This is a genomic window from Bacillus sp. AR13-1, from assembly GCF_008042285.1.
In the GTDB taxonomy this organism is placed as follows: domain Bacteria; phylum Bacillota; class Bacilli; order Bacillales; family Bacillaceae_G; genus Bacillus_A; species Bacillus_A mycoides.
In genome coordinates this window covers 21,175-44,275 of the sequence record NZ_QNUA01000033.1, presented here as the reverse complement: position 1 = coordinate 44,275, position 23,101 = coordinate 21,175, and the positions used below count along the sequence as shown (strand labels likewise).

General features: G+C 34.6%; 23 protein-coding genes and 4 pseudogenes. 2 read left to right on the top strand and 25 right to left on the bottom strand.

Annotated features, from left to right (window positions below; translation table 11 throughout):
* The first annotated feature begins 174 nt into the window (after nucleotides 1-174).
* Entirely contained in the window at nucleotides 175-660 is a 486-nt protein-coding gene (locus DN408_RS21695; RefSeq protein WP_002130387.1) for a DUF6241 domain-containing protein, read from the top strand.
* Nucleotides 661-1,095: 435 nt separating this feature from the next.
* On the opposite strand, the gene DN408_RS21690 is transcribed toward DN408_RS21695, so the two are convergent.
* From DN408_RS21690 to DN408_RS21660, 7 genes and pseudogenes are all read right to left on the bottom strand, one after another.
* Nucleotides 1,096-1,512 (bottom strand): hypothetical protein, encoded by a 417-nt coding sequence (locus DN408_RS21690; protein WP_078178895.1) that lies wholly within the window; start codon nucleotides 1,510-1,512, stop codon nucleotides 1,096-1,098.
* 718 nt (nucleotides 1,513-2,230) lie between these two features.
* The gene (locus DN408_RS21685; protein ID WP_078178894.1) at nucleotides 2,231-2,431 is read right to left on the bottom strand and encodes a hypothetical protein; all 201 of its coding nucleotides are present in this window, start codon (nucleotides 2,429-2,431) and stop codon (nucleotides 2,231-2,233) included.
* Nucleotides 2,432-2,501: 70 nt separating this feature from the next.
* Nucleotides 2,502-2,690: a hypothetical protein gene (locus tag DN408_RS21680; protein WP_078178893.1), complete on the bottom strand. Its 189-nt coding sequence runs from the start codon at nucleotides 2,688-2,690 to the stop codon at nucleotides 2,502-2,504.
* 86 nt (nucleotides 2,691-2,776) lie between these two features.
* Nucleotides 2,777-2,977, bottom strand: a complete 201-nt coding sequence (locus DN408_RS21675) for a hypothetical protein (RefSeq protein ID WP_078178892.1) — start codon at nucleotides 2,975-2,977, stop codon at nucleotides 2,777-2,779.
* A gap of 275 nt (nucleotides 2,978-3,252) precedes the next feature.
* Nucleotides 3,253-3,531, bottom strand: coding sequence for an AbrB/MazE/SpoVT family DNA-binding domain-containing protein (locus tag DN408_RS21670; protein ID WP_078178722.1), 279 nt, complete (start codon nucleotides 3,529-3,531; stop codon nucleotides 3,253-3,255).
* Between the two features lie 430 nt (nucleotides 3,532-3,961).
* Nucleotides 3,962-4,223 (bottom strand): annotated as a pseudogene (locus tag DN408_RS21665) (hypothetical protein).
* A gap of 29 nt (nucleotides 4,224-4,252) precedes the next feature.
* Entirely contained in the window at nucleotides 4,253-4,441 is a 189-nt protein-coding gene (locus DN408_RS21660; RefSeq protein WP_002090003.1) for a hypothetical protein, read from the bottom strand.
* Between the two features lie 115 nt (nucleotides 4,442-4,556).
* Between DN408_RS21660 and DN408_RS31585 the strand changes: the two genes are divergently transcribed.
* Nucleotides 4,557-4,709, top strand: coding sequence for a ribbon-helix-helix domain-containing protein (locus DN408_RS31585; protein WP_016119506.1), 153 nt, complete (start codon nucleotides 4,557-4,559; stop codon nucleotides 4,707-4,709).
* 213 nt (nucleotides 4,710-4,922) lie between these two features.
* Here DN408_RS31585 and DN408_RS21655 read toward each other — a convergent pair whose 3' ends face one another.
* The 18 genes and pseudogenes from DN408_RS21655 to DN408_RS21575 form a co-directional block, all read right to left on the bottom strand.
* Entirely contained in the window at nucleotides 4,923-5,585 is a 663-nt protein-coding gene (locus DN408_RS21655) for a restriction endonuclease (RefSeq protein WP_078178723.1), read from the bottom strand.
* Nucleotides 5,578-6,555 carry a DUF3991 and TOPRIM domain-containing protein gene (locus DN408_RS21650; RefSeq protein WP_078178724.1) on the bottom strand — a complete coding sequence of 326 codons (978 nt, stop codon included), beginning with the start codon at nucleotides 6,553-6,555 and terminating at the stop codon, nucleotides 5,578-5,580. Before DN408_RS21650 ends, DN408_RS21655 begins: the two co-directional genes overlap by 8 nt.
* A gap of 97 nt (nucleotides 6,556-6,652) precedes the next feature.
* Entirely contained in the window at nucleotides 6,653-9,310 is a 2,658-nt protein-coding gene (locus DN408_RS21645) for a type IA DNA topoisomerase (protein ID WP_078178725.1), read from the bottom strand.
* 15 nt (nucleotides 9,311-9,325) lie between these two features.
* Nucleotides 9,326-9,460: a hypothetical protein gene (locus DN408_RS32185; protein ID WP_255449132.1), complete on the bottom strand. Its 135-nt coding sequence runs from the start codon at nucleotides 9,458-9,460 to the stop codon at nucleotides 9,326-9,328.
* Nucleotides 9,461-9,605: 145 nt separating this feature from the next.
* Complete coding sequence (locus tag DN408_RS21640; protein WP_078178726.1) at nucleotides 9,606-12,113, bottom strand: LPD25 domain-containing protein; 2,508 nt, start codon at nucleotides 12,111-12,113, stop codon at nucleotides 9,606-9,608.
* Nucleotides 12,106-12,381: a hypothetical protein gene (locus tag DN408_RS21635; protein WP_016093911.1), complete on the bottom strand. Its 276-nt coding sequence runs from the start codon at nucleotides 12,379-12,381 to the stop codon at nucleotides 12,106-12,108. The genes DN408_RS21640 and DN408_RS21635 overlap by 8 nt, the downstream gene beginning before the upstream one ends.
* A 42-nt stretch (nucleotides 12,382-12,423) precedes the next feature.
* Complete coding sequence (locus tag DN408_RS21630; protein WP_078178727.1) at nucleotides 12,424-12,855, bottom strand: hypothetical protein; 432 nt, start codon at nucleotides 12,853-12,855, stop codon at nucleotides 12,424-12,426.
* Nucleotides 12,856-14,049: a MobP2 family relaxase gene (gene mobP2 / locus DN408_RS21625; RefSeq protein ID WP_147740392.1), complete on the bottom strand. Its 1,194-nt coding sequence runs from the start codon at nucleotides 14,047-14,049 to the stop codon at nucleotides 12,856-12,858.
* Entirely contained in the window at nucleotides 14,042-14,302 is a 261-nt protein-coding gene (locus tag DN408_RS21620; protein ID WP_002090361.1) for a hypothetical protein, read from the bottom strand. The genes mobP2 and DN408_RS21620 overlap by 8 nt, the downstream gene beginning before the upstream one ends.
* Nucleotides 14,303-14,530: 228 nt before the next feature.
* A complete protein-coding gene (locus DN408_RS21615; protein ID WP_078178729.1) occupies nucleotides 14,531-15,427 on the bottom strand; it encodes a hypothetical protein in 897 nt (298 codons plus the stop codon).
* A gap of 22 nt (nucleotides 15,428-15,449) precedes the next feature.
* Nucleotides 15,450-16,028, bottom strand: coding sequence for a MerR family transcriptional regulator (locus DN408_RS21610; RefSeq protein ID WP_078178730.1), 579 nt, complete (start codon nucleotides 16,026-16,028; stop codon nucleotides 15,450-15,452).
* Between the two features lie 13 nt (nucleotides 16,029-16,041).
* Entirely contained in the window at nucleotides 16,042-16,311 is a 270-nt protein-coding gene (locus tag DN408_RS21605; RefSeq protein WP_078178731.1) for a hypothetical protein, read from the bottom strand.
* 29 nt (nucleotides 16,312-16,340) lie between these two features.
* Nucleotides 16,341-16,817, bottom strand: a pseudogene (locus DN408_RS21600) (C40 family peptidase); the annotation flags it as partial.
* A 111-nt stretch (nucleotides 16,818-16,928) separates the two neighbouring features.
* A complete protein-coding gene (locus tag DN408_RS21595; RefSeq protein ID WP_078178733.1) occupies nucleotides 16,929-18,752 on the bottom strand; it encodes a reverse transcriptase domain-containing protein in 1,824 nt (607 codons plus the stop codon).
* 579 nt (nucleotides 18,753-19,331) lie between these two features.
* Nucleotides 19,332-19,985 (bottom strand): annotated as a pseudogene (locus DN408_RS21590) (lysozyme family protein); the annotation flags it as partial.
* A 4-nt stretch (nucleotides 19,986-19,989) separates the two neighbouring features.
* On the bottom strand, nucleotides 19,990-21,927 hold the full coding sequence (locus DN408_RS21585; RefSeq protein ID WP_078178735.1) for a VirB4 family type IV secretion system protein: 1,938 nt from the start codon (nucleotides 21,925-21,927) through the stop codon (nucleotides 19,990-19,992).
* 15 nt (nucleotides 21,928-21,942) lie between these two features.
* Nucleotides 21,943-22,754 (bottom strand): annotated as a pseudogene (locus DN408_RS21580) (hypothetical protein).
* Nucleotides 22,755-22,768: 14 nt separating this feature from the next.
* Nucleotides 22,769-23,056: a DUF5592 family protein gene (locus DN408_RS21575; RefSeq protein WP_002130425.1), complete on the bottom strand. Its 288-nt coding sequence runs from the start codon at nucleotides 23,054-23,056 to the stop codon at nucleotides 22,769-22,771.
* Between the last annotated feature and the right edge of the window lie 45 nt (nucleotides 23,057-23,101).

Below are 23,101 nucleotides of genomic sequence, written 5' to 3'. Positions count from 1 at the left end.
ATTAGAAAAGGAAAAAAGGATCATATAAGGAATTGTTGTACTGCACTGATAAATTATACCTGTTTTTAAAAAGAACATAGAATTTATGCTTAAATTATTAAAGAGCGCAAATGTCGAGCTGCTCTATAAAAGTTATATTGCAAATGGCTCTTCATAGTAAAGGAGGATTAATAAATGAGAAAAATAACGAAAGTATCATTGATTTTAATTTTTTGTATAGCGATCGGTGTTTTAACAGGTTTTAAAGTTGGGGATTACCTCGGGAATCACAAAGAGGAGGAAATGATCAACTCGGTTAAAGGGGAAAAAGTCGAAGTGGCAGTGGAAGCTGAAAAACGCATAAATGATACAATGCTCAAAATGACTAATCAAAAGGTGTTATCCGATAAGAAAGAGGGCTTTATCAAAATGAGTGCCGAGAATATTCAAGAAGTAAAAGAGGCAATCACTAAAAGCACTCCAATGTATGTAAAGCATTTAGGAGAGTATCGTATGATCATCGATCGATGGGAACACGGGGATTTTTCTCAAATAGTTAAAGAGCATAATATGTTGAGTAAGTGGAAAGATGGGAACGACGGTAAAGCATATAAAGAGGCTACGCCAGAGCAAGAAAAGGAGTATCTCTTGAAACAAGCAAAAGCTGAATTAAATAAATAATCTACAACAAACAAAGGGTGAAAAAATCGCTCTTTGTTTGTTTTTAGTGTTTATAGGTGAAATGTTGCAAATTTCATGTTTTTGAACTTTCCCTCGAAAAGGGGGAATAAGAAAAAAATATCGTGAAAATTCCTTATAAATAAGGATTTGGGGTTACTTTAAAAAATATATGTTTCAAAATATATACAATTTATGACATAGTGTATAAATTTCTAATGAATTAAGCTAATTCCCCCATTTCGGGGATTTGGGCAAAAACACCCAAATTGTAATTTAATCCCATAGTGTCCCCTCATTCCCTGAATCGTTTCCATACCCCTTTTAAGGTCAAAAAAAGAATCCTTTAAAAAAATTAGGATTCTTGACCAGAACTTCACAGATAAACACCCGGTAACTCCTCTGGATTACAAAGGTTTAATACAATTTCTATTCTTATTATTTATTCGTTGCTTTAATTGTAATTGCCATACCTGATATAAGTGTGACGTTGTAAACTCGATTATCATTCAAGATGTTTAATTGTGTTTGGATTTCTTTAGCTGTTTTTTTATCATAATAGATTTCAACAGCTGTTTCATAAATCGGCACTTTATTATTATTCTCATCTACCCAATACAGAAGTCCCTCTTTCTCTGTTGTTTTAAAGCCTATTTGAATTGCCTCCCCCAAAGTGAGTTCAGGGATAGAATCTTTTGGGGTATTAGGGTCTTTTGTAGCAAAACTTCTCTCAATTGCTGTAACACCGTTTGTTAAAATAATTGAAGCGGTTTTTGTTTTTATCTTATCAGACTCATTTTTCAATTCATTATATATCTTATTATCAAACTCATTTTTAAACGTATTATCAAACATAGTATCAATTATCCCCCTTATATCGATTAATATAAAATATTCAACAGAATTCATTGATGTCCTTTGAGTTCTTCTAGATATTCAAATGTTGAAGCAAGAAAAATAATTAGAAAAATTCTAGTATGTGGCGGATTATTCCTTGAATCGTTGCCGTCTCCCTTTAGCGGATGAATTCAACAAAAAAATAAATGTAGACTATTATGGGGTCTCGCCAACTAAACGCGAATTTCGTACGCTAAGGAATTTCTAAGTTGAAAAACTTGGTTTTATCGTACGTTAACAAAGTACCATAAACGACATTTAATTTTTGTTATGGTACTTTGTTTTTGATAATGAGTTTTAGAACTGGTTTTGACCGTATTTCTTTCAGTTATATTAGAACTAAATGGAGTTCCTTAAACGACCGTTTTCGGTTCTTATTATTGTTACATCAGTAGTTGTAGCCTTAGCGTACAGAATCCGTGATTGATGCTATACATAATGAAAAAAGCCTTAATATTCAAGGCTTTAAAAAATCACTTCGCTATCAACTCAAAGACCTACTGTTATAGAAATATATTAGACTTTTATATACTACTTATTAACCGATTCATCAGTTTTATTATAAACACATTTAGCTTCTCCAAAAAGACCACCTGTGTCCCATTCTCCACCATAATACGCATACTTCCCAGGTGAACCATTGTCTCTTATACTTGGATATGATTTTAGTTTATATTCATAAACCGAAACCATAAAAATATAAATAGATTACCACGATTATAATTCCCATAAGAGTGATTAATAGGAGTTTACCATCAGCACCCGTAATAACTTCTTTTAGATTTTCTTTTGCTTGTTGTTTCTTTTCTCCACTTGAAAAGAGATAAATAATGAAATACGTAACCACTAAGAACAATGAGAATATTATATCTATCATTACTTATGTACCTCCCTACTATATATGTACTATTAATTTCCTTATACGTTTTAAGCTAAGATATCTGAAATCATACTGATAATAAATATATCCCCCCGATTAAAAGTGCCGCAGCAACGATTAATATTATTACTCCATCCGGACTATTAACAATTTCTTTTATATGATTTTTTGCTATTTGCTTAGTTTCTCCACTTGAAAAGAGATAAACAATAGAATGGAAAATTAGTAAGAAAAATGCCGTAATTACCTCTAACATGGCTTATGTGCCTCCCTAATATATGTGAACCATTAATTAACCAATAATTACCTTGTAAATTATATCAGCCCGAGTAACTGGAATGTTTATTTCAATAAAAGCCAAATGACAAAAATTACTCCTGTAACTGCTGCAGATCCAAAAAAACCTACCAACATTTTCCCCTCAGGACCATTAATAAGCTCTTTTAAAACTTCTTTTGCTATTCGCTGACCTTTACCACTTAAAACTATCGAAAGAATAAAGAATATTACCACTAATACAAATGAAGAAATTATTAACTCCATGACTTATATACCTCCCTAATATATGTGCGTTATTAATTAACCAATAATTGCCTTATAAATTATATCAGCTAGGGTACATGGAAGTATAACAAATTATTTATATAACTTATTTTATTAATCGATATATTAAAAAAAGACACCGAATAATTCCTTAGCGTACGAAATTCGCGAAATGTTGGTGCTACCCCATTATTGGTGTGTTATATTTTTTATTAATTAATACGGTACGTGAAATTATAGTGTATAGTAATGAAAAAGCCCCTTGAAAGGAGCACTTATTTTACAAGATACTGTTCTATTTCTTTTATTAATAGTTCTGCACCTTCTATGCTTAATGTAATCTTATCATTTGCTAATGCTATGTTACGATTTGACACTTCTCCTGTTAATGCACAAACACGACCAGGCTGATACTTCTGTAAAACAATGTCTTCCCCTTCAACGAAAATCTCTAATGGTGATTTTTCTTTAATCCCAAGCGTATTTCTAAGTTCCTTTGGAATTACTATACGCCCTAATTCATCCACTTTTCTAGTTACTCCGGTTGCTTTCATCTAGCATATTTCCCCATTTCATTATCAATTTGTACCCAACTTATTCTTTACTATTGTAACAGGCTTTCACCATACATGAGAAACATAATGAACCAAAAACAGACGATCATAATAAGAAATTCTTTAAACCCTTGCTGAAAGGAAATACGACCTTCTTCCATTCTACATGCCCCTTTTCTTGATATCTTTTTATATGTTAAAATAAGGAGGAAAGAAATGTGCCAATTTCTTTCCCAGACGGTCACTCATGACTTTGCTCTTTGTTTGCTTTTGCAAATGAAGGGCTTTTATTTTGCATACTTATACTTGCTTTCTAACATCGCATAGCGCAATAGCTTTAACTTTGTCTCTTTTTTCAATGCTTTCCACTCAGATACACCAATTTTCATTTTTCATTCCTCCATTAATTAAATTTGTTATTTATATAGACTTACAAGTTCCAGTTATATATTTTTCTAATTTGTTTATCGCTAAATTCTTTATGAATAGCGAAGATTTCTGGAAAATCAGAGATACACAAATCAATAATTGTATTGTCAGTTGTTCTTATATAGTAATTATTGAACAGCTCCCTCATAATTCGAATATAAATAGTACTTATGAATCTTATAATCTAATCCATTTTTCTCTAATACCTCATAAAGCTTATTTTTAGTTTCATCCATTACGTCAAAAATGGTTAACTGTTCCATTATTAACAGCTCCTCATTGCGTAAATTTACTAAACTAGCTCTAAGAACAAGGTTGTTTCATTATGTTCATTGGTATGCACATTGAACTGTTTTCCCGTAGCTTCTAATGCACTAAAAAGCATTCTTTTATATCCTAGATCCATAAAATCTACACTGATTTGACCATGATTCATAATAAATTGAAGATCAGCCATCATCTTTTTAACTTTCCGTTCCATGTAATAACCTCCTCAACGAAGTTATATAACTTATATAACTATTCTATTACTCATTTTTCCAGTTGTCAATATAAGTTATATAACTTATAATTATTTTTATAGAGGAGGTTGTAATATGGCTGTTAATAAAGACAAGTACACTCAAATTTTAGTTACTTTTACAAAAGAACAAGTAGAACAAATAGAAAATTATTGGCATGAACATAAGCTGAAGAATCGAAATGAAGCAATTCGTCAGATCGTAGACAAAGGGTTAAGTCGTAAATAATGACTGCCCTTTTTATTTTCCCTAAAAAACCTAAAAACGCATATAAAGTCCGTTTCTCCCTTTACATACGTTTTTATGACAAATACGACTTATTATATTAACAACTAATTAAAAATCTCATACAATCAAATCTGAAGAGTCATTTTTGTGTTAAACTGATTTTTCTCATGTATTCTTTAAACAAATGAAAAAGAGCCGGATTTTCATCACAGCTCATGTATGAATTGGTTCTGTATGTGTACATGTGGGATATTGAGAACAGCCAAAAAACTTATTTCCTGTTTTATTTGAATTACGAACCACTAAATGATGTTTACATGTTGGACATTTCCGTTCTGCAGGTATTACCCCTTGATACACATCTTCAGCCGAATATTCGGGATTGATTTTATTAATCAATTTCTGAAGTTCTACACGATCTATTAGTTTTACATGACAAGCTTCCGCTAATTCTTTCGCCTGTCTTGTATACACACTGTTCGTTACAACCCAGCCCTCAGTTGCTTTGTAATAGGCTTGTGCTGCATATATCTCTTGTACGGCACTAATGCCGACTCTATTTTTCATCCCGTAGCGTTTTGCCTGGATTACAATACGATTCTTCCCCTTCAATACCAGATCCGCTCCGAAATCATTTGACTGCTTTGTGACTGTTGGAGAATAACCCAACTCTCGAAAGAGAGCTTTTAGGTATACTTCGAATTGATGTCCGTCCATTTTGTCTATATAACGAATACCAGACTTAGCCATTCGCTTTAATATTCTTCGCTCCTGGATCTTCCGGTACATGAATTTACAAATACGAAAAAGAACATACAGGATAAAACCATACATCAAAATTTGTAATATGTTTGGCATTTCTGGTAGATTAGACACTTCGCTCCACCTCTTTAATTGGTTTCATTTTCTTTGGTTGGGCTGTTTCTTTTGCCTGTTGCTCACTCACTTGTTTCTTCCGGACATCGTTCCAATCTTTTTCATTTGTTGGAATATCCTCTTTAAGATCTACAAAGCATTTCATTGTCTGAATGAAGTCTTTCCCAGCCTTATCATTATCAACTGCCATTATGACCTCTTTAATATCGTGCCCTTCTTTTTTCGCATCCATTAAAGATTGAATTACTGTTTTTGACTTCAATCCATGCATAGAAACCAGGCGAGCGTTTTGGATATTGTTTTGCTTGATACTCCAATGAGATAACATGTCGATTGGATCTTCATAAAAATAAATCTTATCCGGTTTACCTACATCAACCGTAAAACCGGCATTGATTTTTTCATAATTCGGGACAATTTGCTTAAAACTACCCCTTTTATTCTCCATTTTGATCGTACCTTGACGGTTCATTCCAATTACTTGCCCTTTGCCGCCTTCTTCCCTCCATTTGAACACCACATTATTTTTCTTATCCTGGACGATGAGATCCTTATTAATCAACCAGTTCACCAAGCGAGTATCTATTTTCCGTTCATTAATTAAGTATCGCTTGATCTCTGTTTGTTTTGGCACCTCTAAGTGTTTTGGATAGATGAAAGGCTGCTGCTCTTTTTTGCGTTCCTCTTCAGCTTTAGAACGATCAAACTCTTTATAGTCTCCCTTCTGAATGTCAATCACGGCTTGTGGAAATGTCATATCATAGTACATCATCGCAAAGCTAATCGCTCCATATCCTTTTTCCCCTCGACTATTCCAGGCGTATTGATTCCCTTTAATGATGAGACTGTCATGTTCCGTATGACGATAATAATTTCCTTCTTTCTTAAACGTTTCTCCTTTTGCTTCCAGATATGAAACCAAGTCAACTTTTCTTGCTTTCATCGCATCCTCCGTACTGACATGTGCCATTACGGAATCCCCCCTTTACTCTATAAAATGAAATAAAAAAGAGGACTATTCCGTTTCCTAGTCCTCTTTTGCTACTTATAGTTGATACATTTCATTTTTATTTGCCGAATAAGAATTTTAATCGCTTCTCCTGTACGCTGTATGATAAACGAGCGTCAAATTTCTTCCCGTTTTTGTTTGAGATAAACCCCTTGATCTGATCTGTCACATTCTTTTCTAATAATTTTTTCACATGATTACTACTTAGGTTTTTACCAGAGAATGTACCAAAAATAATGAAGTCACAACCTTTTTTGTATTTCTCACATAAGTAGTTACTTTTCCCTACAAGAACCCTACTCTTACACAATGGACATTTACCAATGGTACGATCTTCAGTCGTTGGAAAACGGAATTTCAAACTTCCGTCCGCTTCCATATAGATAGCTGCTGTAAATTCTCCCTTTTCCCCTTCAAAACCATTTATAAAATCTGTTGTTTTATACTGAATCAGTTTTTTCATTTGATTACCAGGGATTGCTTTCCCTTTCATCTTGGCTGGTAACATAAAATCACATCCGTTTTTATGCTCCGTGCATCCATAAAACGTTTTGCGATGAAGAATTTCTCCTTTTTTACATTTTGGACATTTACCAAATGACAGCTCCTCTTGTGTTGGGAACTGGAATTTGATATTCCCTTCATGTAACACGAGATAAGCGGAAAACTCTTTCTCATTGGACTTAAACCCTTTTAAAAGATCTGTTTTCTTATCCTCAAACAGCTTTTTCGCTTGCGCCTCCGGAATCGCTTTTTCTTTAATTTTCTTTGGTAAGGAAATTTCACATTCTGGATAATTACTGCACCCGTAAAAATTGCCTTTATGAAGAATTTTTCCTTTTCTACAAGGGCATTTGCACACCTCAATTTGCTGATTCCAAGTATTAATAATGCTATCGGACACCTTATCATCCATTGCGCCTAATTGTTCCACCGTATCTTTTACAAACGTATTTGTTTTCTCTACAAATTCCTCATATTTCATTTCTTTCTTTTCGATCATGTAGATCATCCCTTCCATTTCAGCCGTATAAGCTGGATTTTTGATTTCATCTACCGGAAAAGCATCTATAAACGCACGACCAATATGAGTGGTTCGAATCTGACTGTTGGTAACATCAATATAGCTTCGCTCTAACAGTTTCGGAATAAACGTTTCTTCCGTTGCGACTGTCCCAATCCGTTTTCCCTTCATAAGTTCTTTCAAATGTTCATCATCCAATTTACGTCCTGCCGTCTCCATAAAGGTTAAAATGGAACTTTCCGTATGAAAGGCTGGTTTCTTTGTTCGAGACTCAATCAAGTCATACTGAACGATTCTGAAAGAATCTCCTTCTCGTAAAATAGGTATCTGAAATGCTTCAACTGATCCCTCTTCTATATCCTCTTGAAACACACTTAGAAACCCTTTCTCTTGTAGGATCTTTTCTTTTGTACTGTATGTGTTACCCTCTTGATCTATAAAATGCACTTCTCTTACCAGGTAGATTGCTGGTTTCATAAAATTCCCGATAAATCGTTTTACAATTAAGTCATATAACTGTTTTTCTAATGGATTTCGGTTGGTCCCGACATATAATTTTGTTGTTGGGATGATGGCAAAGTGACTACTGACTAATTCATCATTAAATGTAGTGTGTTTTTTTGTAATAGAAGATGGGATTACTTGTTGTACTAGATTTGCATAGGAGCTTTTTTCTAATGCTGCCATTACTTCCTTCACTCGTTCCACTTGCTCTGTAGGTAAATGCCTGGATGAAGAACGAGGATAGGTAATAAAGCCTTCTTCATACAAACTCTGAATATGTTTTTTTGCTGTTTCTGCATTTATCTTCATCTTAGCGTGAGCATCTTTGTAGATATCCGTTAAGTTATATAATAATTTTGGTTTCTTTTTTCTCGTACTTTCTTTAAATTCCGTTACGATTACATTCGTTTCTTTCAAGCTATCTCCAAGCTTTTGTAGTGGCGATGGATCTATCAGTTGCTCTTCTGTTTTCATCACCAGTGATAAACCATTTTCGGTTAGTAGCTTCAAATTGTAGTAAGTTTGTTCTTTATAGTTTTGAATTGCGATTTCCCTTTGACGGATTTCATTCAAGATGCACATTTGAACACGACCAGAAGCCAATAAAAATTGGTTTTTTGCTAGTTTTGATGTACAACCCCTTGTAACATTAATTCCTAGAATATAATCCAGATATTGCCTTGCTTTAGCGGATTGTGCAAGTCCATCATAATCTGCTCCTGGTTCTAATCGGTTCAAGGCTCCCTCTAGTTCTGCGGCTTCATAAGAAGAGATAAATAAGCGTGATTCTCGCTTGTTCACACCTGCATATTCATATAATTCACGATAGATAAGCTCTCCCTCTCTATCTGCATCACAGGAGTTGACCACATGATCCACATCGGGACGATTTAACAACTTAACTAATATTTGAATTTGTTCGAGACTATCCGATTTCTCTTTATATTCCGGCTCTAAAATAATGGGCAAGTGATCAAATTTAAATTCTTTGTATCTTTCATCCATCTCTTCTGGATGTTTTAGCTCTAATAAATGCCCACGGCACCAACTAATAATGTAATTTTCATTTTCATAGTAGCCAAAATACGGTTTACTACCTGGATGCTTTTGTGAGTTTCTAAATCTAGGTGATTTTAATAATTCAACAGCTACCTTCGGCTTTTCAGCAATAAATAATGTTTTCCCCATACGTATTACCTCCTATTATTCTATAATTTCAGATTTACACTTCCATTTTTTGTTTTTCCGCTCTTTTATCATTCTGTGACCAAATAATAGCAATATGTTCAAAAAGACTGCTACAAGGAACATACAGCCCGCAAATAGCCATACATTCATGACACTCACTCCTTTCGTTCTATAAACAAGAAAGAGGGCTTTTCCTTTCACCCTCTTTCATCTTTAGATATAAAAAAATCACTCTCCGTTATCTCAAATGAGTAACAAAAAATGATTTAATCTGGTTTCCCTGTTATAAAATTTTTCATCGTTCCATTTCCATTGTTTCTCTTTTTCTACTCGATTTCTTTGTAGCCTTCGACTGCCCTACATTATCAGGCTCTGGTTCCTTTTCTTCTTCTTTTTCTTTATTATTCGTTTGTTTTCTGTTTAATGGCTGAAATTTTTTATCTACATCCATTTCCTTTGAAGTTGTAGACTGATTCACCGTTATTCCTTCTTTCCCAAGCTTTTCATCCACTTGGTTTTCTAATTTCACTATGTGTTCCTGGCTTACCAGCTCATTATCAATCGAAACATATTTCGTTGTATAATACCGTTCTTCAGCTTTTACACGAGTGACAATACTATCAATATTATCTGGCGTTTCTTCATATTGTGAACGTCTGTATGCCTCGAATTTCCGGCTTAAATCCTTATCTAACGTAGTTGGTTCCTTTTCTTTTAAAGGCTGAATTTGTTGATCTAGAGAAGCAATAGGTGCATATCCCTCCGTCTTCATTTCTTTATATAATTCCACTTCTTTTTCATTAAATGAGTAATCTTTTTGCGCCTCCGCTTTATCAACTAAGAGTCCATATCGTTCATCTTTTACAATTTCATCTAGACTCATATTTGCATCTTTTTCATAAACAATAAATGACAAATTTCCTCTTCCATCAAATATAGAACTTTGAACCTTTTCATATAAATCTGGTTTCAAAATGTTATCTAGATAGACATTTTCTCGTTTCCCGTTCTTTTCCATTAGGGAAACATATAAATCGTCCCGATTTGTTTTATCTTGATTCCATACAGACAAATAATTTATATCTTTCGTAACAGCATCCATCATGTGGATTCTTGCAAGCTCTTCATCTTGCAAGCTGTTTGCTAATACTTCAATTGTAACTAAGTGGTTAGGTGTCTCTTTCGATTTTTCTAATGGATTTTCTTGTGCTTTTTCCATCGGTATTTCTTTGTTATTTCTATAATTCATCACTTCATCTCGTAACGCTTGTTTTACTTCATCCGATAAATACCTTTTCTCGTTTAATACTTGTTCATACGGTGTCTTGTAGTCCCCATCCCCCATATCCAAACGATCCATACTCACAAGCTCCATTCTCCCAAAATCTCTATCTACTTCTTTTGGAATGGCAATATGATAACGAGTTTTATTATATGGTACGTATTCATTCCTTTCTCTTGCTTCCTCTTTTGCTTTTTCAATATTTGTAATGACTTCAGCCATTTTTTCATTGGCCTCTCCAAATGGAATCAACTGACTACCCTTAAAATTTTCGTTTTCGCTCCACTGAACTAACATAGTTGGACGATTTATTTCATCTTGATTTAGTGCTGCATACTTTTCTTGATTCGCTTCGTTAAATGCATCAATAAATTCTTTATCACTCAATTTTTCTGCGCCTTCTATGGGCTCAAACGCTCGGTTTCTATCCACTTGTTCCCTTAACTCTGCAACAGAAACAAGCTCTTGTGTCGTATTACTTAAACTCATAAATTCGACCAATAAAATATTTTTTTCGTCCTGTTTTTCATTTTTATTTGCCATACTTTCCACCTCTTTTTCATTTATTTGTTCTTTTTCCTTTTCTAATGTGGTTTCAATTGTCTCAATAAATTCAATCGAAGTTTCATGTACTTCTTTTAATAATTTCGTTTTATCCTTCATTTCTTTTCCTTGTGTCCAGCTCGCTAAATATCCTAACGAATATTCGCTTGTATCAATCCCAAAATAAGAAGAAACGGCGTAAGCTGTCATTTCTGCTTGAAACTCTTTTTCTGGTGCTGTGTAATTCATATGTGTCTCTGCTGTATGAAGTTTGGCATGTGCCAATTCATGAAGTAACGTTTTTACATTTTGCAATTCACTGTTCCGTGGATTCAAGGCAACCTCTTTTGTTAAGGTGTAACTAACTCCCTTTGCGACCCCAAGTTCTTGCTTCGGCTCAATAATTTTTACACCGTTTTTTTCCGCAATGGCTTCCATTCCCTTATACAAACTCTGGTAGTCTGTAACGCTCCCTTCTAGCCAACGATTCGGAAAAATACGAGGTAGATCTTCCGCTTTTGCGTTTGTTTGGGACACATCAAACACATGACCGACAGCAAAATATAAGCGACCAGGTATCACTTCTACACTTTTAGATTCGATTTGATTTCTCTCTTCCTCACTTGCTTTAGTTACTGTTTTCCAAGTGCCTTCTTTGTCTTTAAATTTTGCTACAGTTCGGTTTGGAACAAGGATTTTAATTCCTTTCTCACCCTTCTTAACCGGAAATCCTTTTTCTTTCCAAAAAGAAAAGGACCCCACTGCCCTGGCTCCCTCGAATTGACTCTGTATTAATGAAATATTAGATGGTGAATAGCGATAAAACTTTGCCATAAACGTTAAATAATCTTTTAAATCTCCTGGTGTACGAAAATAACCTTCTACGCTTTTTTCCATCTTTTTTGTTAAAGCTTGCACCGCTTCTTTCTTTTCTTCCGGTGATTTCGTTTGATACTTTTTCTTATAACTGTTACTCATGATCTTCTCCTACTCTTTCACTCGCTCTTTGCAATTCCTCCATTTCCTCTTCATTCCATCTCTCAGCTGTATCAAAGAAAAGCTCATGAGTTTTTACATTAACCGGAACTAACATATTTTCTTGATTCATGACATGGATTGCCAGTTCTCTCACTTGTTCTCTTGTAATTTTAATTGTTAGTTCTTCCTCTTTTACAAGTAAAACAATTTCATCTTCTCCAATTTCTTTAATGACTCCTAATGCGATATCTTCACGAAATAATAACATCCTTATAACCTCCTGTTTTTTTATAAAAAGAAACAATGTAGCTTACGTTACATTGTTCTTTGATGCCTCATGATCTATGCGTTTTTGTCTCGCATGACTAATTCGTTCCGCTACGACTTCTTTTGCTATCTTCACACTTCCCATCTCTTGTTTATCAGTTGTAATAAGGCTATCTACGCCCTCTAAAAAGAAATAACCATTTAATAACTCAATTAAAATTTGCGTATTTCTATCCGCACTATTGGCACCAAGACGAATTTTTGTTAGCTCACTTTTTAACACATCGTGTAAGTTATTCGATACCACTTCCGTTATATAATTTAATGACCATTCTGTATTTTTGGCTGCTTCATGTTCCTTGCAAATTCTTCCCATTGCTTCCCCTGTATATCGAATTCCGTGTTCCTCCATGTAATCCTTTAAATAATCCTCTGTCTCTTGATCCATCGTTACCTGTCTTCTAATTGTACTCATTTAATAACCCCTCTCATTTTGGTATGCACTTTCTTTTTGCAAACGCTCATAATACTTTTGGTTCTTCCAGCTTTCATATTCACTTTTAAAAGCACGTTCCACTTTCCTCATAGAATACTGAATAGATACATTCTGTTGAAATTTTTGAAACGGCTTTGACTTTTTCATGTGATGGATTCTCTTTTGTTCTTTATCATATGCCTTCATTTCTTGTAAAAAGGCGTTCCCCATTCTTTTATATAGGTCATTGATTTTATTCGTTTTATAATTTTCATATTGCTTCTTATCATACTTTCCTTCCCCATATGCTTCTTTAAAAACTTGCACTTCTTTATCTAATTTTTGGAGAAACTGATCGTAATCTTTTTTATGATGATGTTGAATATATCGCCTGCTTAATTCATCAATTTCCGGCTTCAATGGTTGAATTGTATTGTAGCTATATTGCCACTGTCTTTTATCACTTGGTAACTGTTTATAAATTCGTAAAAACAACGGTTTCAAATGTTGATTGCGCCAATCAAAAACGGAATCCTCTTTTTTCTTTCCCACCATATTGTTTCGAATCAGATCATTAATTTGTTTTTGCTCCTGCTTACGATCTAAGAGATTATTTACGACTTTCCCCTTCATCGCATCTAATGTTTTTGGTTTTCTTTTGCCACGTTCTCTCGTTGGAAAAGGTTCAACAGTTGCTACATGAATATGAATATTATCCGTATTAAAGTGAATGGCTGCCGACCAGATAGAGCTTTTTTCCAACCCCTCTTTTTTTTGCATTTCCTTCATCGCAAGCCGTGTTACATCCATTAACTTTTTTTCATCCAATGTTTTTGTTTTCTCATCATAAATTCCTTGTTTCTCTAGCCAGGGATTATGAAAAGAAATGACATCTTGCCACATGATACTTCCATTCTCATGGGCGGTTTTAAACATTTCCTTTAAGGACTTTTTTTCACTTTCTGTTAAACGATTTGCGTGTTCCGTAAATAGTGCCGATGTCTTTTCTGAATTCCCCATATAGTCTTGATACGTTTCGAACATTTTCGGATTCAGCTTCACTTCACTTTTCGCTTCCTCCCGATCTACATAATCAATATAGTTCTGAAATGCATCTGAACTTGGCAACACAAATTTCGTTTTTAAAACAACACCTGGTGTGACGGAAGACTGAACAGGAACGGCATTATTCATTTTCAACATCCTGCATCATCATTTGAATAAACTCATTCATTTTTTCCATTGCGCTATAACAATCACTCATCATATGGATGTTCTTTTCAATAAGATTTTCTAATTCCATTTCCCTTTTATTTTGTTGCTGAAAAAATGCCAACATTTCAATTTGGTCTTTCAAAAACTTCTGCCGGGATAATCCTTTCCTCTTTGCAATTTCATCTATTTTCTTTACGGCAATTGGATCTACTTCTCTAATTCTGATTTCCACTTTCCCCTCTCCTTTCTGCAATTGTGGGTAGAGATCAAAAAATAGTGAGAAGAGCATAAGGGGTTTTTGTTCCCACCTAAGGTGTGAAGCTAGGCGGAGCCTAGCGAAACGATGGGAACAAGAAAACCTCCAAGGTGAGTACTCACTGACGATACAAAAACAAACAGATGAGCACTCAGTGAGTACTCAAATTTCACTGGTGAGCACTCACTGACGACATTGCTTTTTTCACTTTTTATTAATTTCTTGTGCCTTTTCTTCTAATTTTTTGATCTTATCTCGTGCAATTTTTTGTTCCCCTTTAAACAATTCCACGTTCTTTTCTGATGATTTTATTTTAGATTCTAAGGATGCTATTTTCGATTGCGTTTCCGTTTTTTCCTCATCGGTTTGATACTTCATTTCATCTTTTAGTTCTTTTACTTTTTCATAAACTGTCTTCGCATTTTCTTCTTCCAGTTTGATTGCTTTTCCATAATTTTTGATCTTTGTTTCAATATCTTTTTTGTCTCTTTCTATAAAATCTAACTCATATGTTTTTTTGTCTTCAGCTAACAATTCATCATTTGCTTTTGTTTTTCTTTGATCGGTAAAAATCGACTGAACAAGTTTATTCGGACTTTTTGTTGATGCATTTTCTTCTTCATATTCGTTAACATCTTGTGTGAATTTACGAATATCCATTTGTTCGTTTTCACTGTTTTTATTATAAATATCAAAAGCTAGCGCTCCCCAATTCGGAGATAATTCCTTTACTTCTACTACGTAATTTCCGTTCTCTTCATACAATACTTTGACAGGTAACTGAACACCTGGATTTGCTTTTTGCTGTGCCTTAAATATAAATCCTGTTTCCTCATATCGTTCTATCCGAAAGCGAATTTGTATAAAGTTTTTGTGTGGATTGTATTCCCTTTGTTCTACAATCAATTTCCCCATTCCCGACAACTTAATTACTTTATTTGTTTCCGTATGGAACAATCTTTCATCGTTTGGCATGTAAAATTTAGATGTCAAGAAAGCGAAAAAACCCAAAAATAGAAAGCTGATAATTGCTAAGTAGATCCACGACTTATTTTTTCTTAGATTAATTCTTTCACTCTTCTTACTAATTGCACCTATCACACTCTCACCCCACCTTTTTTCGTTATAAAACTTTCATATTGAGTTCTTCTACACTCGTAACTCGCCATGTTTCCTTTTCTTTTTTTATGATGATTCGCAACACATTGTTTACTTTTTCTTCTCGATTTTGCGTTGAATCTGTCGTGACATTTATAAATTCAGCTAACACATTTATCTCCTCTTTATCGGGTTCATTTTCTTGTAAATAAAACTTCATTTCTATTGGTTTCGTTTTATACGTATCTCCTAATTCGTATTTATCAGTTGGATAAAATTGTTGTAATAGTTCTTCACTCATAATGGTTTTTGCTTTTTCTTTTCGCTCATTGTAGCCTTCTTTTTCTCGATGAAATGATAATTGAATAAACGTTTCGGCTGTCGATAAGTACGCTCTTCTCTGTTGTTCTTGTGCGGATGGAAGCACCTTATCCAGTCGTTTTTTTAAATCTTCATTTTGTTTTGTTAGTAATTCATTTGAAAGTTTTAACTGTTTTTCCTTTCCATCACTCATTGATTTTTTGCTCAAATAGATATTAAAAGCTGTCACACCTACAACTAAAATGACAAACACAATAAACAAAGATTTTCGTTTATCTTTCATATCCATTCCTCCTTTACTTCGTAATATCGTTTAGTTGTTTAGTAGCATTCCAGTAGGATTGTATTCCTGTTTTAGCCGCTTCTTCTGAAGGGAAATTTGCTACCACCAATAAATATGTTTTCCCTTCATAGTCAAATATATTGTGCTCTATAAAGTGTGCTATCTCGTTTGCTTTCAATTCCCGATGTAATAGAAAATTATCACCATCTTTTTCAATCAAATAATTCGATGGTTTTATAACTGCATTTTCAAATCCCTTAACTGGTGCTTCTATTAATTTCATTGTAATTTCCCCTTTACTTTTTCATATTTTTAGAACCTTCTTACATGACCAGAAAAGACTTTTTGCCAATACGGATTATTTAAATCTTCAATGGAAACACCTTTATTTGTTTGGCATCCAATGAATGTGTTTTTATCAATTACAATGCCAACATGCCCGTCATGTTTATAGGTATCAAAGAAAATAACATCACCCGGTTTCATATCATTTGCTGATACTTTTGTACCGATTTTATTTAATGTTTCCGTACTTACAGCTCCTATTGGACTGGTATACATCCCTACTTGTTCGAATGCCCAGCGTACAAAACTACTACAATCAAAAATCCCTCTTGCAATGTCATTTGTGTTACGTCCACCACCAAATACATATGTAGAACGCCCTATCCATTGACGACCTACATCGGCAACTTTTGAACCGCTACTTCCTCCACTTCCTGGATTTCCTCCACCACCAGAAACGACAGACCCCGGTTGATAATATTTCAAAACCGCATCGACGTACAGGTAGAGTAAGCACCCAGCGCCTTTTCACATTGCTGTGATAGGTTTCCAAATGCTCCTCCCCGAACCGGACTTACATCTCTCAATGTATCCGGCTCTCCATCTGTCTCCTGCTTATACTTCTCCTTTGTGCCTTTTAACGTGGCACTCCTTACATAACGCTATGGTTTTACGATTCCTTGAAACCATACGTTGCTCTAGGAAGGATTTATTCGGCTTATTTTTAATGTCTTTCAACCTTTTTACGTGATGCATATGAATTATGGTGTTGGTTTTCCCACACAATTCACATCGTTCTGCTTTGATTCGATCAGAAAGTCTCGTTTCACTTAACACATATTTTGTATCTGGAATTAGGTCTAAATTCGCTTCTTTTGACCTTTTCTCTCTTGGAAAACTACGTTCAATGAAATATGTTTGTTTTTCTCCTTGAGATGTTTTATATGTGACAGTAAATCGCTTATTTTTCTCATATCGTTTTCGAATCTCTTTTGTTTTAACTCTATACTTAGATGCAAATGTTTTCAGCATAGAGTAATACATAAAGTAAGCAAAACGATGCATATGATTACTCACGTTTTCTGCTAGCCGATAATAGTTGTATAACCCTCTTATTTCACTGTTATATTGAGCGACAATCTCTAAATCTTCATTATGAAGGAAGTACCCTCTATCTTTTGGCATCCATGTGCCATCGGCACTCATTTTGATAGCTTGGTATTTTTTCAACTTGTTAACCCAAGCTTCGTGAGGCATTTTTAACTGAACTTTTCCATTAAGGTATCTACATACTCTGCCAATCGCATCTTTTCGAGGTTCACTTCCTCTAAAAACACGAATGTTATAACCGAGAAATCCTGCATGTTTTTCGGAAGCATGGGTTATAAGCGTTTTCTCTTGTGACAATTCCAATTGAAGTGTCTCCATTAGATACTCAGTCAGTGTTTCCTTAATATTTCTAGCGTCATACTTTGAACCAATCACACCAATTAGAAAATCATCAGCGTATCTGACATAAGTAAGACGTTTATAATTTGAGTCCATTGGATTGCTATATGGAATTGAGCTTAATTCCTTCTTTAATGCTTTAGCTTGTTCTAGCTGTTGCTCCGCTTCTCCCATTTGTTCATTTTCTAATGCAATTTTATACTTCCGAATCGCTTTTCTCATTTGAGTATATTTTCGTTCGTAGTCTGGATTTATCTTACGTTTCTTTCCTTGATTGAATTTTTGTATAAAATCCATCATGTATTGGTCCAGTTCGTTTAAATAGATATTCGAAAGAAGTGGACTGATAATACCACCTTGCGGTGCACCGCTAAAGGTATTATGAAATTTCCATTCTTCCATGTATCCAGCACGAAGAAATTTCCATATCAGTTCAATAAATGCCTCATCTTCAATACGTTTTCTTAAGATGCCAATCAGAGTATGATGATTTATGTTATCGAAAAACCCTTTAATATCCCCTTCAATAAACCATTTGCTACCAGTAAACGTTCTTTGGATTTCTTGAAGTGCCGTGTGACAGCTTTTACCTTTTTGATAAGCATGTGATGATATGGAGAACGTTGGTTCATATATCGCTTCCAATACCATTCTCACAACTTCTTGCACCAATTTATCCGCAAAACTTGGTATACCCAATGGTCTTTTCTTTCCGTTTTTCTTAGGGATATATACTCTTTTTGATGGAAACGGTTGATATGTCCGTTGCTTAAGAGTTTCTATAAGTTCTTCAATAATTTCTATTGAAAATCCATCAATAGAACGTTTATCTACACCCATTGTGAGTGCTCCATCATTTTTACTAAGATTGTCATACGCCGTGAAATAAAACTCTGGATTGTACAAATTTCGATAGAGTCGTCGGAATTTATAGTCTTCCTTCTGACTCTGTTTTTGCAGGTTGCTTAATACTACTTTTGGACTTTGCATGATGCCTTTCGCACCTCCCCAATTTCATTTTTAAGCGGACAGACTGCCTTCCTTCGCCATGCACTAGGCTTTCCCTAGCTCGGACTACTATGAAGGCTCCGTTACCGTATTGGATATTCATGAGCCACACTTCTTGGCAGAGCCTTGAAGTCATCCTCAATAGCCTTCTGGCATTCCAACTTAGGTAATCCCCGTTTAGGAGATAAGAGATTTGCACATATGGTTTCGGATGCGACTTTCACACGTTTCCACGTATAGTGGAGGATAGTAAATGTCCCTATACATAGCGACGACACCTTTATCGCTATGTCATCTACCACATTCCGTATATAACCATCTTCCGAAATGAGTTACGGTAGCCTTCCTTGTGCTATCGTTCAAGCAGTATAGCTTTCATCCTTATCCATACTTCACATCTTGCCGTTCAGTCGTGATTCGATGATTAATCAACTTACGGCTTTCTTGACATGCTGTTGTCCCCCTTCAGTTTCCCTCCAAGGTTAGTCAAGTGATGCTAGGTCATTTAGGGAAGACCTAATGATTTGCAATCACCATGTTCTCTTACTCCCTTTACGGGCGCACTATATCGCCATAACACGCTTGATACGGTACAGCTTCTGGTCTAAGGCAATGATACATACCAGTGTGGGCTACTTTTTTGTATTGCTCCTGTGAGAATTTTATGGCTAATTCTTTCGTATACTTGCCACCATTTGAATTAACAAAATCAAAAAAACCTGTTCCAAAATTGTAAGCTTGGAGGGCTGTTTTGATATGATCCATGTCTCCTGGACTCGTTACTCCGGCTCTTTCTATCGCATGTTTAAACTCCTGTACACCAGCCCAAATACTATAATCTGGATCAGTAATACAGTTTGGTGATTTGCAATATTTCGTATTAAACGCCCCTTCAGAACTTTGCATCGGATCACTACCACGCCCACCGCTCTCTTGCATCATTTGAGCAAGCATTAAAGCAACAAACGGTTCCACACCAAACTCTTTCGCATGCTTCCGAATCGTAGGTTCCCATTTTAAAACTTCGGGTGAAACATTCATGACCTGCCCTTCACCTGTATACGTAATATCACCTGTGTCTGTTCCACTATCGCTCCCCATTGCTGCAATAAAAATACTAACGAATCCAAGTAAAAGAAAAGAAAAAAGACCCATCACAATTAATGCTAAAGTGATGAGCCATTTCCTTGGTATTATCTTTAAAACCAGATGCATGGTATTAAGCACCTCCTCCGAATAACATCAATTCTTCGTCTGTTACTTCTACATGAAAGTGAATATTTTTTACAGCTCCAATACTTAAAATGACATCCCCTGTAGGTAAATGTGGGATTGCTGCAATTTCACTTTCACTTAACTGTCCAGCAAATACTTTTCGTAACATATCTAAACTGTTATTATCTTGTTGCATAATAAATTTGTACTGTGTTAACTCAAATAACACTTTAATTTCATCCACCATTTCTTGTGACGATCCATCCGGTACAAAATCTCGTATACTATGACTTGCGTATAAAAGCCCTGCAAAATATTTTCGATCTTCTCGACTAAATTTGATTAAAAATCGTAGAGCATGAGCGCTTTCTTTTTTCGTGTTTATAATATGATGTGCCTCGTCAATAATAATGAAATAACGAACAACATCTTCAAAATCAAGTTGCTTTTTGTTAAAGGCTCTTAGTTGAGGCGCACCATTTGAAATCATTTCATCCCAAAGGAGATTCAATACATTAAAGATTTGCGCTTGAAACACTTCCGGTTTAAAACTGGATATATTCCGTAAGGAAAAAGATACAACTTGTTCTTTCTTGAAATCTTCAATTGTAGAATGCCCATCGAATAATTCTGCATATGCTTCTACTAAATTCATAAGATTTAATTCAATTAATTCTAAACGATGGATTCTACTTTCCCCTAAATTATCATGATGCTTTCTACCTTCTACATCTTGATATAATTCTTTACGAACAAACGTTAAAAAATCAGAGAAGATAGGATATTCTTTGGGTTTTCTTGTTGTAATTTCATTTGTTGCCCCTTTTGTATCATTCCATAATCCCATACGAATATATAATTTTCGAAGCAAATTTTCATACTCTTTAATTTCATCATCTTTTGCTTCTGGTGCAATAAAACGATAAAAAGTTGTCAGTTTAGATAAATGCTGAATAAAACTAACTTCTTCACTTTCTGCCGTCTTATATACCTGAAGTGGGTTAATTTGACCTTGCGATCCATCTAATGCAATTGTCTTCCCACCTAGCTCATCTACCGTATCCGTAAACTCTTCTACAACATCAAAAATGCGAATGAAATGACCTTTACTTGCATAATCTACGGCTTTCTTTTTTAATAATGTTGATTTTCCAGCACCAGGCTTTCCAATCATTACTCCGTTATAACTCTTCCTTTGTTTATCTTTATGAAAAATATCAAAAATAACATTTCCTTTCGTTTTTGTTGTTCCATAATACGTACCGTATGGATCGTGCAAATAGGAATAGTGAAATGGACACCCACCAGCCAGACTGACCGCCGGAATTTCTTTCCCTTTTCTTCGGTTCACATAGTTTTTTTGTGTATCAAAGCTCGTTACGAGTGCATCCCATTCATATTCTTGTTCATTTAAAAAGACAGCTCCTCGAAAGTTATAGGATTCTAATGTTTCCATGATTTCTTTCACTTGTTTTTCTAACTCATCTACTGTTCTAGCGGAAACATAGATACGGATGTGAATACGTTTCATGACTTCACCTTGCTTCAAATCCGTATAGAGAGCTTCCAGCTCTAAGAATTCATTTTTCGCATCTATCCGATCTATGTTATCCTTCGCTGTATCATGCCGAACACTTTGTTCACTCAAAGATTTATTAATGGATTCAACGACCTCTCTACGATCATCACTCATCACATCTAATGTTGTAATAACGTTTGGCATATTCATAATTTGTTCTAGCCAAAAATCATTTACCTCTGTTGGATAGTCAAAAACATGAATACAAGTACCCAATCCATCACCTGTTTGCACATAACTTTCTTTAAAACTTACCCCCCCTTGTGGTTGGACTCTAGCTACTAAATAAGGATTGTAGCCTTTCTTCTTTTTTAGTTCTTTTTGTTTTTCCTTTTTGGATTTTTTGCTTTTGAACGCAAACATGTTGTTTCCCCCTCACTACCATATATTTTTTTTCCTAATTTTGCATTTTGATTAAACAATTTAAACATAAGTTCTAACTTCTTTTCTTCATCTACCTCTAATAATTCTGTAGAACGTTTAATATATCGTTTGGCTGCATCCACACGTTCTTTTACGATTAATTCGCTTTCTCCGTAAATAAATAAGAAAGCTTCACGATTTGTTCTTCCCCATTCTAAAAATTGAAGCTCTTTTAACTTCTGGTTTAAAATTCGTTTATACAAAGGACTGGTACATTCTTTAATTTTTTTCTCTATATATCTTTGTTGTTCGGTCGTTTGACATGGGAAGTTTAAAAAGACGAGTTTAATTGACTGTTTATAGGCTTGATAAAAATAAGCATGTGAAAAAATAACAAATGCTTGTTCTTCACTATTCTTAGAGAACATATCGTCACCTTCGACTTGAAGAATTTCTAAAAACTCCTCATTTTTCAGCTCAAATATGCCATCCTCCGTCATATCTATGATTTGCATAATTTCCGCAATACTTTTCTTCACCTTTGGTGGTGCTTCTTTCTTTTTTCTAGAGAAAAAGCCTAGAAATTTCGGGTTTTTCTTTAGAAAAACATCTTTCTTTGGTTTTTCTTTTTTCTGTTTTTTTGCTTTGATTTCTGCCTTTGGTTTTTCTTCCTCTTTCTTTTTTGTAGGTAACACTTTAACAATTTCTTTGGGTTCGGAAAGTGTTTTTTCTACATTTTTTTCGTTAAAATGAAATGCCTTTTTAATTGGTCTTTCTATTTGTTTTGGTTTCTCTTTTTCCACATCTTTTTCACTGAATAACGCCATATGTGATCCCTCCCTTATTGATCGTTATCAATGGCACAATATGCACCTTTTCTTCTTAACAATGTAATAATCAACACTTCATACATTCGTTTTTGAGGATTCGTACTTGGTCGCCAAATCATAATTATTGCAATAGCTGCCATGAAAATAACAAATGGTAACTGAAAGGAATCATGTACGAAATTCCTAAGAATCATCGTTACAACTAATAAACCAATTAATAAAAAGAAGTCTATTAAATAAAGCACTTTATTAATCCGTAATTCTGTACTGATTTCCTTCGGAATCCGATAGCTTCTCATCGGAATTCCCTCCTTTTCGACAATAAAAAATAAGCGTACGATTAC

Coding starts and splice junctions, on each gene's coding strand:
- DN408_RS21695 (WP_002130387.1), top strand. CDS start 175: ATGAGAAAAATAACGAAAGTATCATTGATTTTAATTTTTTGTATAGCG.
- DN408_RS21690 (WP_078178895.1), bottom strand. CDS start 1,512: ATGTTTGATAATACGTTTAAAAATGAGTTTGATAATAAGATATATAAT.
- DN408_RS21685 (WP_078178894.1), bottom strand. CDS start 2,431: ATGATAGATATAATATTCTCATTGTTCTTAGTGGTTACGTATTTCATT.
- DN408_RS21680 (WP_078178893.1), bottom strand. CDS start 2,690: ATGTTAGAGGTAATTACGGCATTTTTCTTACTAATTTTCCATTCTATT.
- DN408_RS21675 (WP_078178892.1), bottom strand. CDS start 2,977: ATGGAGTTAATAATTTCTTCATTTGTATTAGTGGTAATATTCTTTATT.
- DN408_RS21670 (WP_078178722.1), bottom strand. CDS start 3,531: ATGAAAGCAACCGGAGTAACTAGAAAAGTGGATGAATTAGGGCGTATA.
- DN408_RS21660 (WP_002090003.1), bottom strand. CDS start 4,441: ATGGAACGGAAAGTTAAAAAGATGATGGCTGATCTTCAATTTATTATG.
- DN408_RS31585 (WP_016119506.1), top strand. CDS start 4,557: ATGGCTGTTAATAAAGACAAGTACACTCAAATTTTAGTTACTTTTACA.
- DN408_RS21650 (WP_078178724.1), bottom strand. CDS start 6,555: ATGGCACATGTCAGTACGGAGGATGCGATGAAAGCAAGAAAAGTTGAC.
- DN408_RS21645 (WP_078178725.1), bottom strand. CDS start 9,310: ATGGGGAAAACATTATTTATTGCTGAAAAGCCGAAGGTAGCTGTTGAA.
- DN408_RS32185 (WP_255449132.1), bottom strand. CDS start 9,460: ATGAATGTATGGCTATTTGCGGGCTGTATGTTCCTTGTAGCAGTCTTT.
- DN408_RS21640 (WP_078178726.1), bottom strand. CDS start 12,113: ATGAGTAACAGTTATAAGAAAAAGTATCAAACGAAATCACCGGAAGAA.
- DN408_RS21635 (WP_016093911.1), bottom strand. CDS start 12,381: ATGTTATTATTTCGTGAAGATATCGCATTAGGAGTCATTAAAGAAATT.
- DN408_RS21630 (WP_078178727.1), bottom strand. CDS start 12,855: ATGAGTACAATTAGAAGACAGGTAACGATGGATCAAGAGACAGAGGAT.
- mobP2 (WP_147740392.1), bottom strand. CDS start 14,049: ATGAATAATGCCGTTCCTGTTCAGTCTTCCGTCACACCAGGTGTTGTT.
- DN408_RS21610 (WP_078178730.1), bottom strand. CDS start 16,028: ATGAAAGATAAACGAAAATCTTTGTTTATTGTGTTTGTCATTTTAGTT.
- DN408_RS21605 (WP_078178731.1), bottom strand. CDS start 16,311: ATGAAATTAATAGAAGCACCAGTTAAGGGATTTGAAAATGCAGTTATA.
- DN408_RS21595 (WP_078178733.1), bottom strand. CDS start 18,752: ATGCAAAGTCCAAAAGTAGTATTAAGCAACCTGCAAAAACAGAGTCAG.
- DN408_RS21585 (WP_078178735.1), bottom strand. CDS start 21,927: ATGTTTGCGTTCAAAAGCAAAAAATCCAAAAAGGAAAAACAAAAAGAA.
- DN408_RS21575 (WP_002130425.1), bottom strand. CDS start 23,056: ATGAGAAGCTATCGGATTCCGAAGGAAATCAGTACAGAATTACGGATT.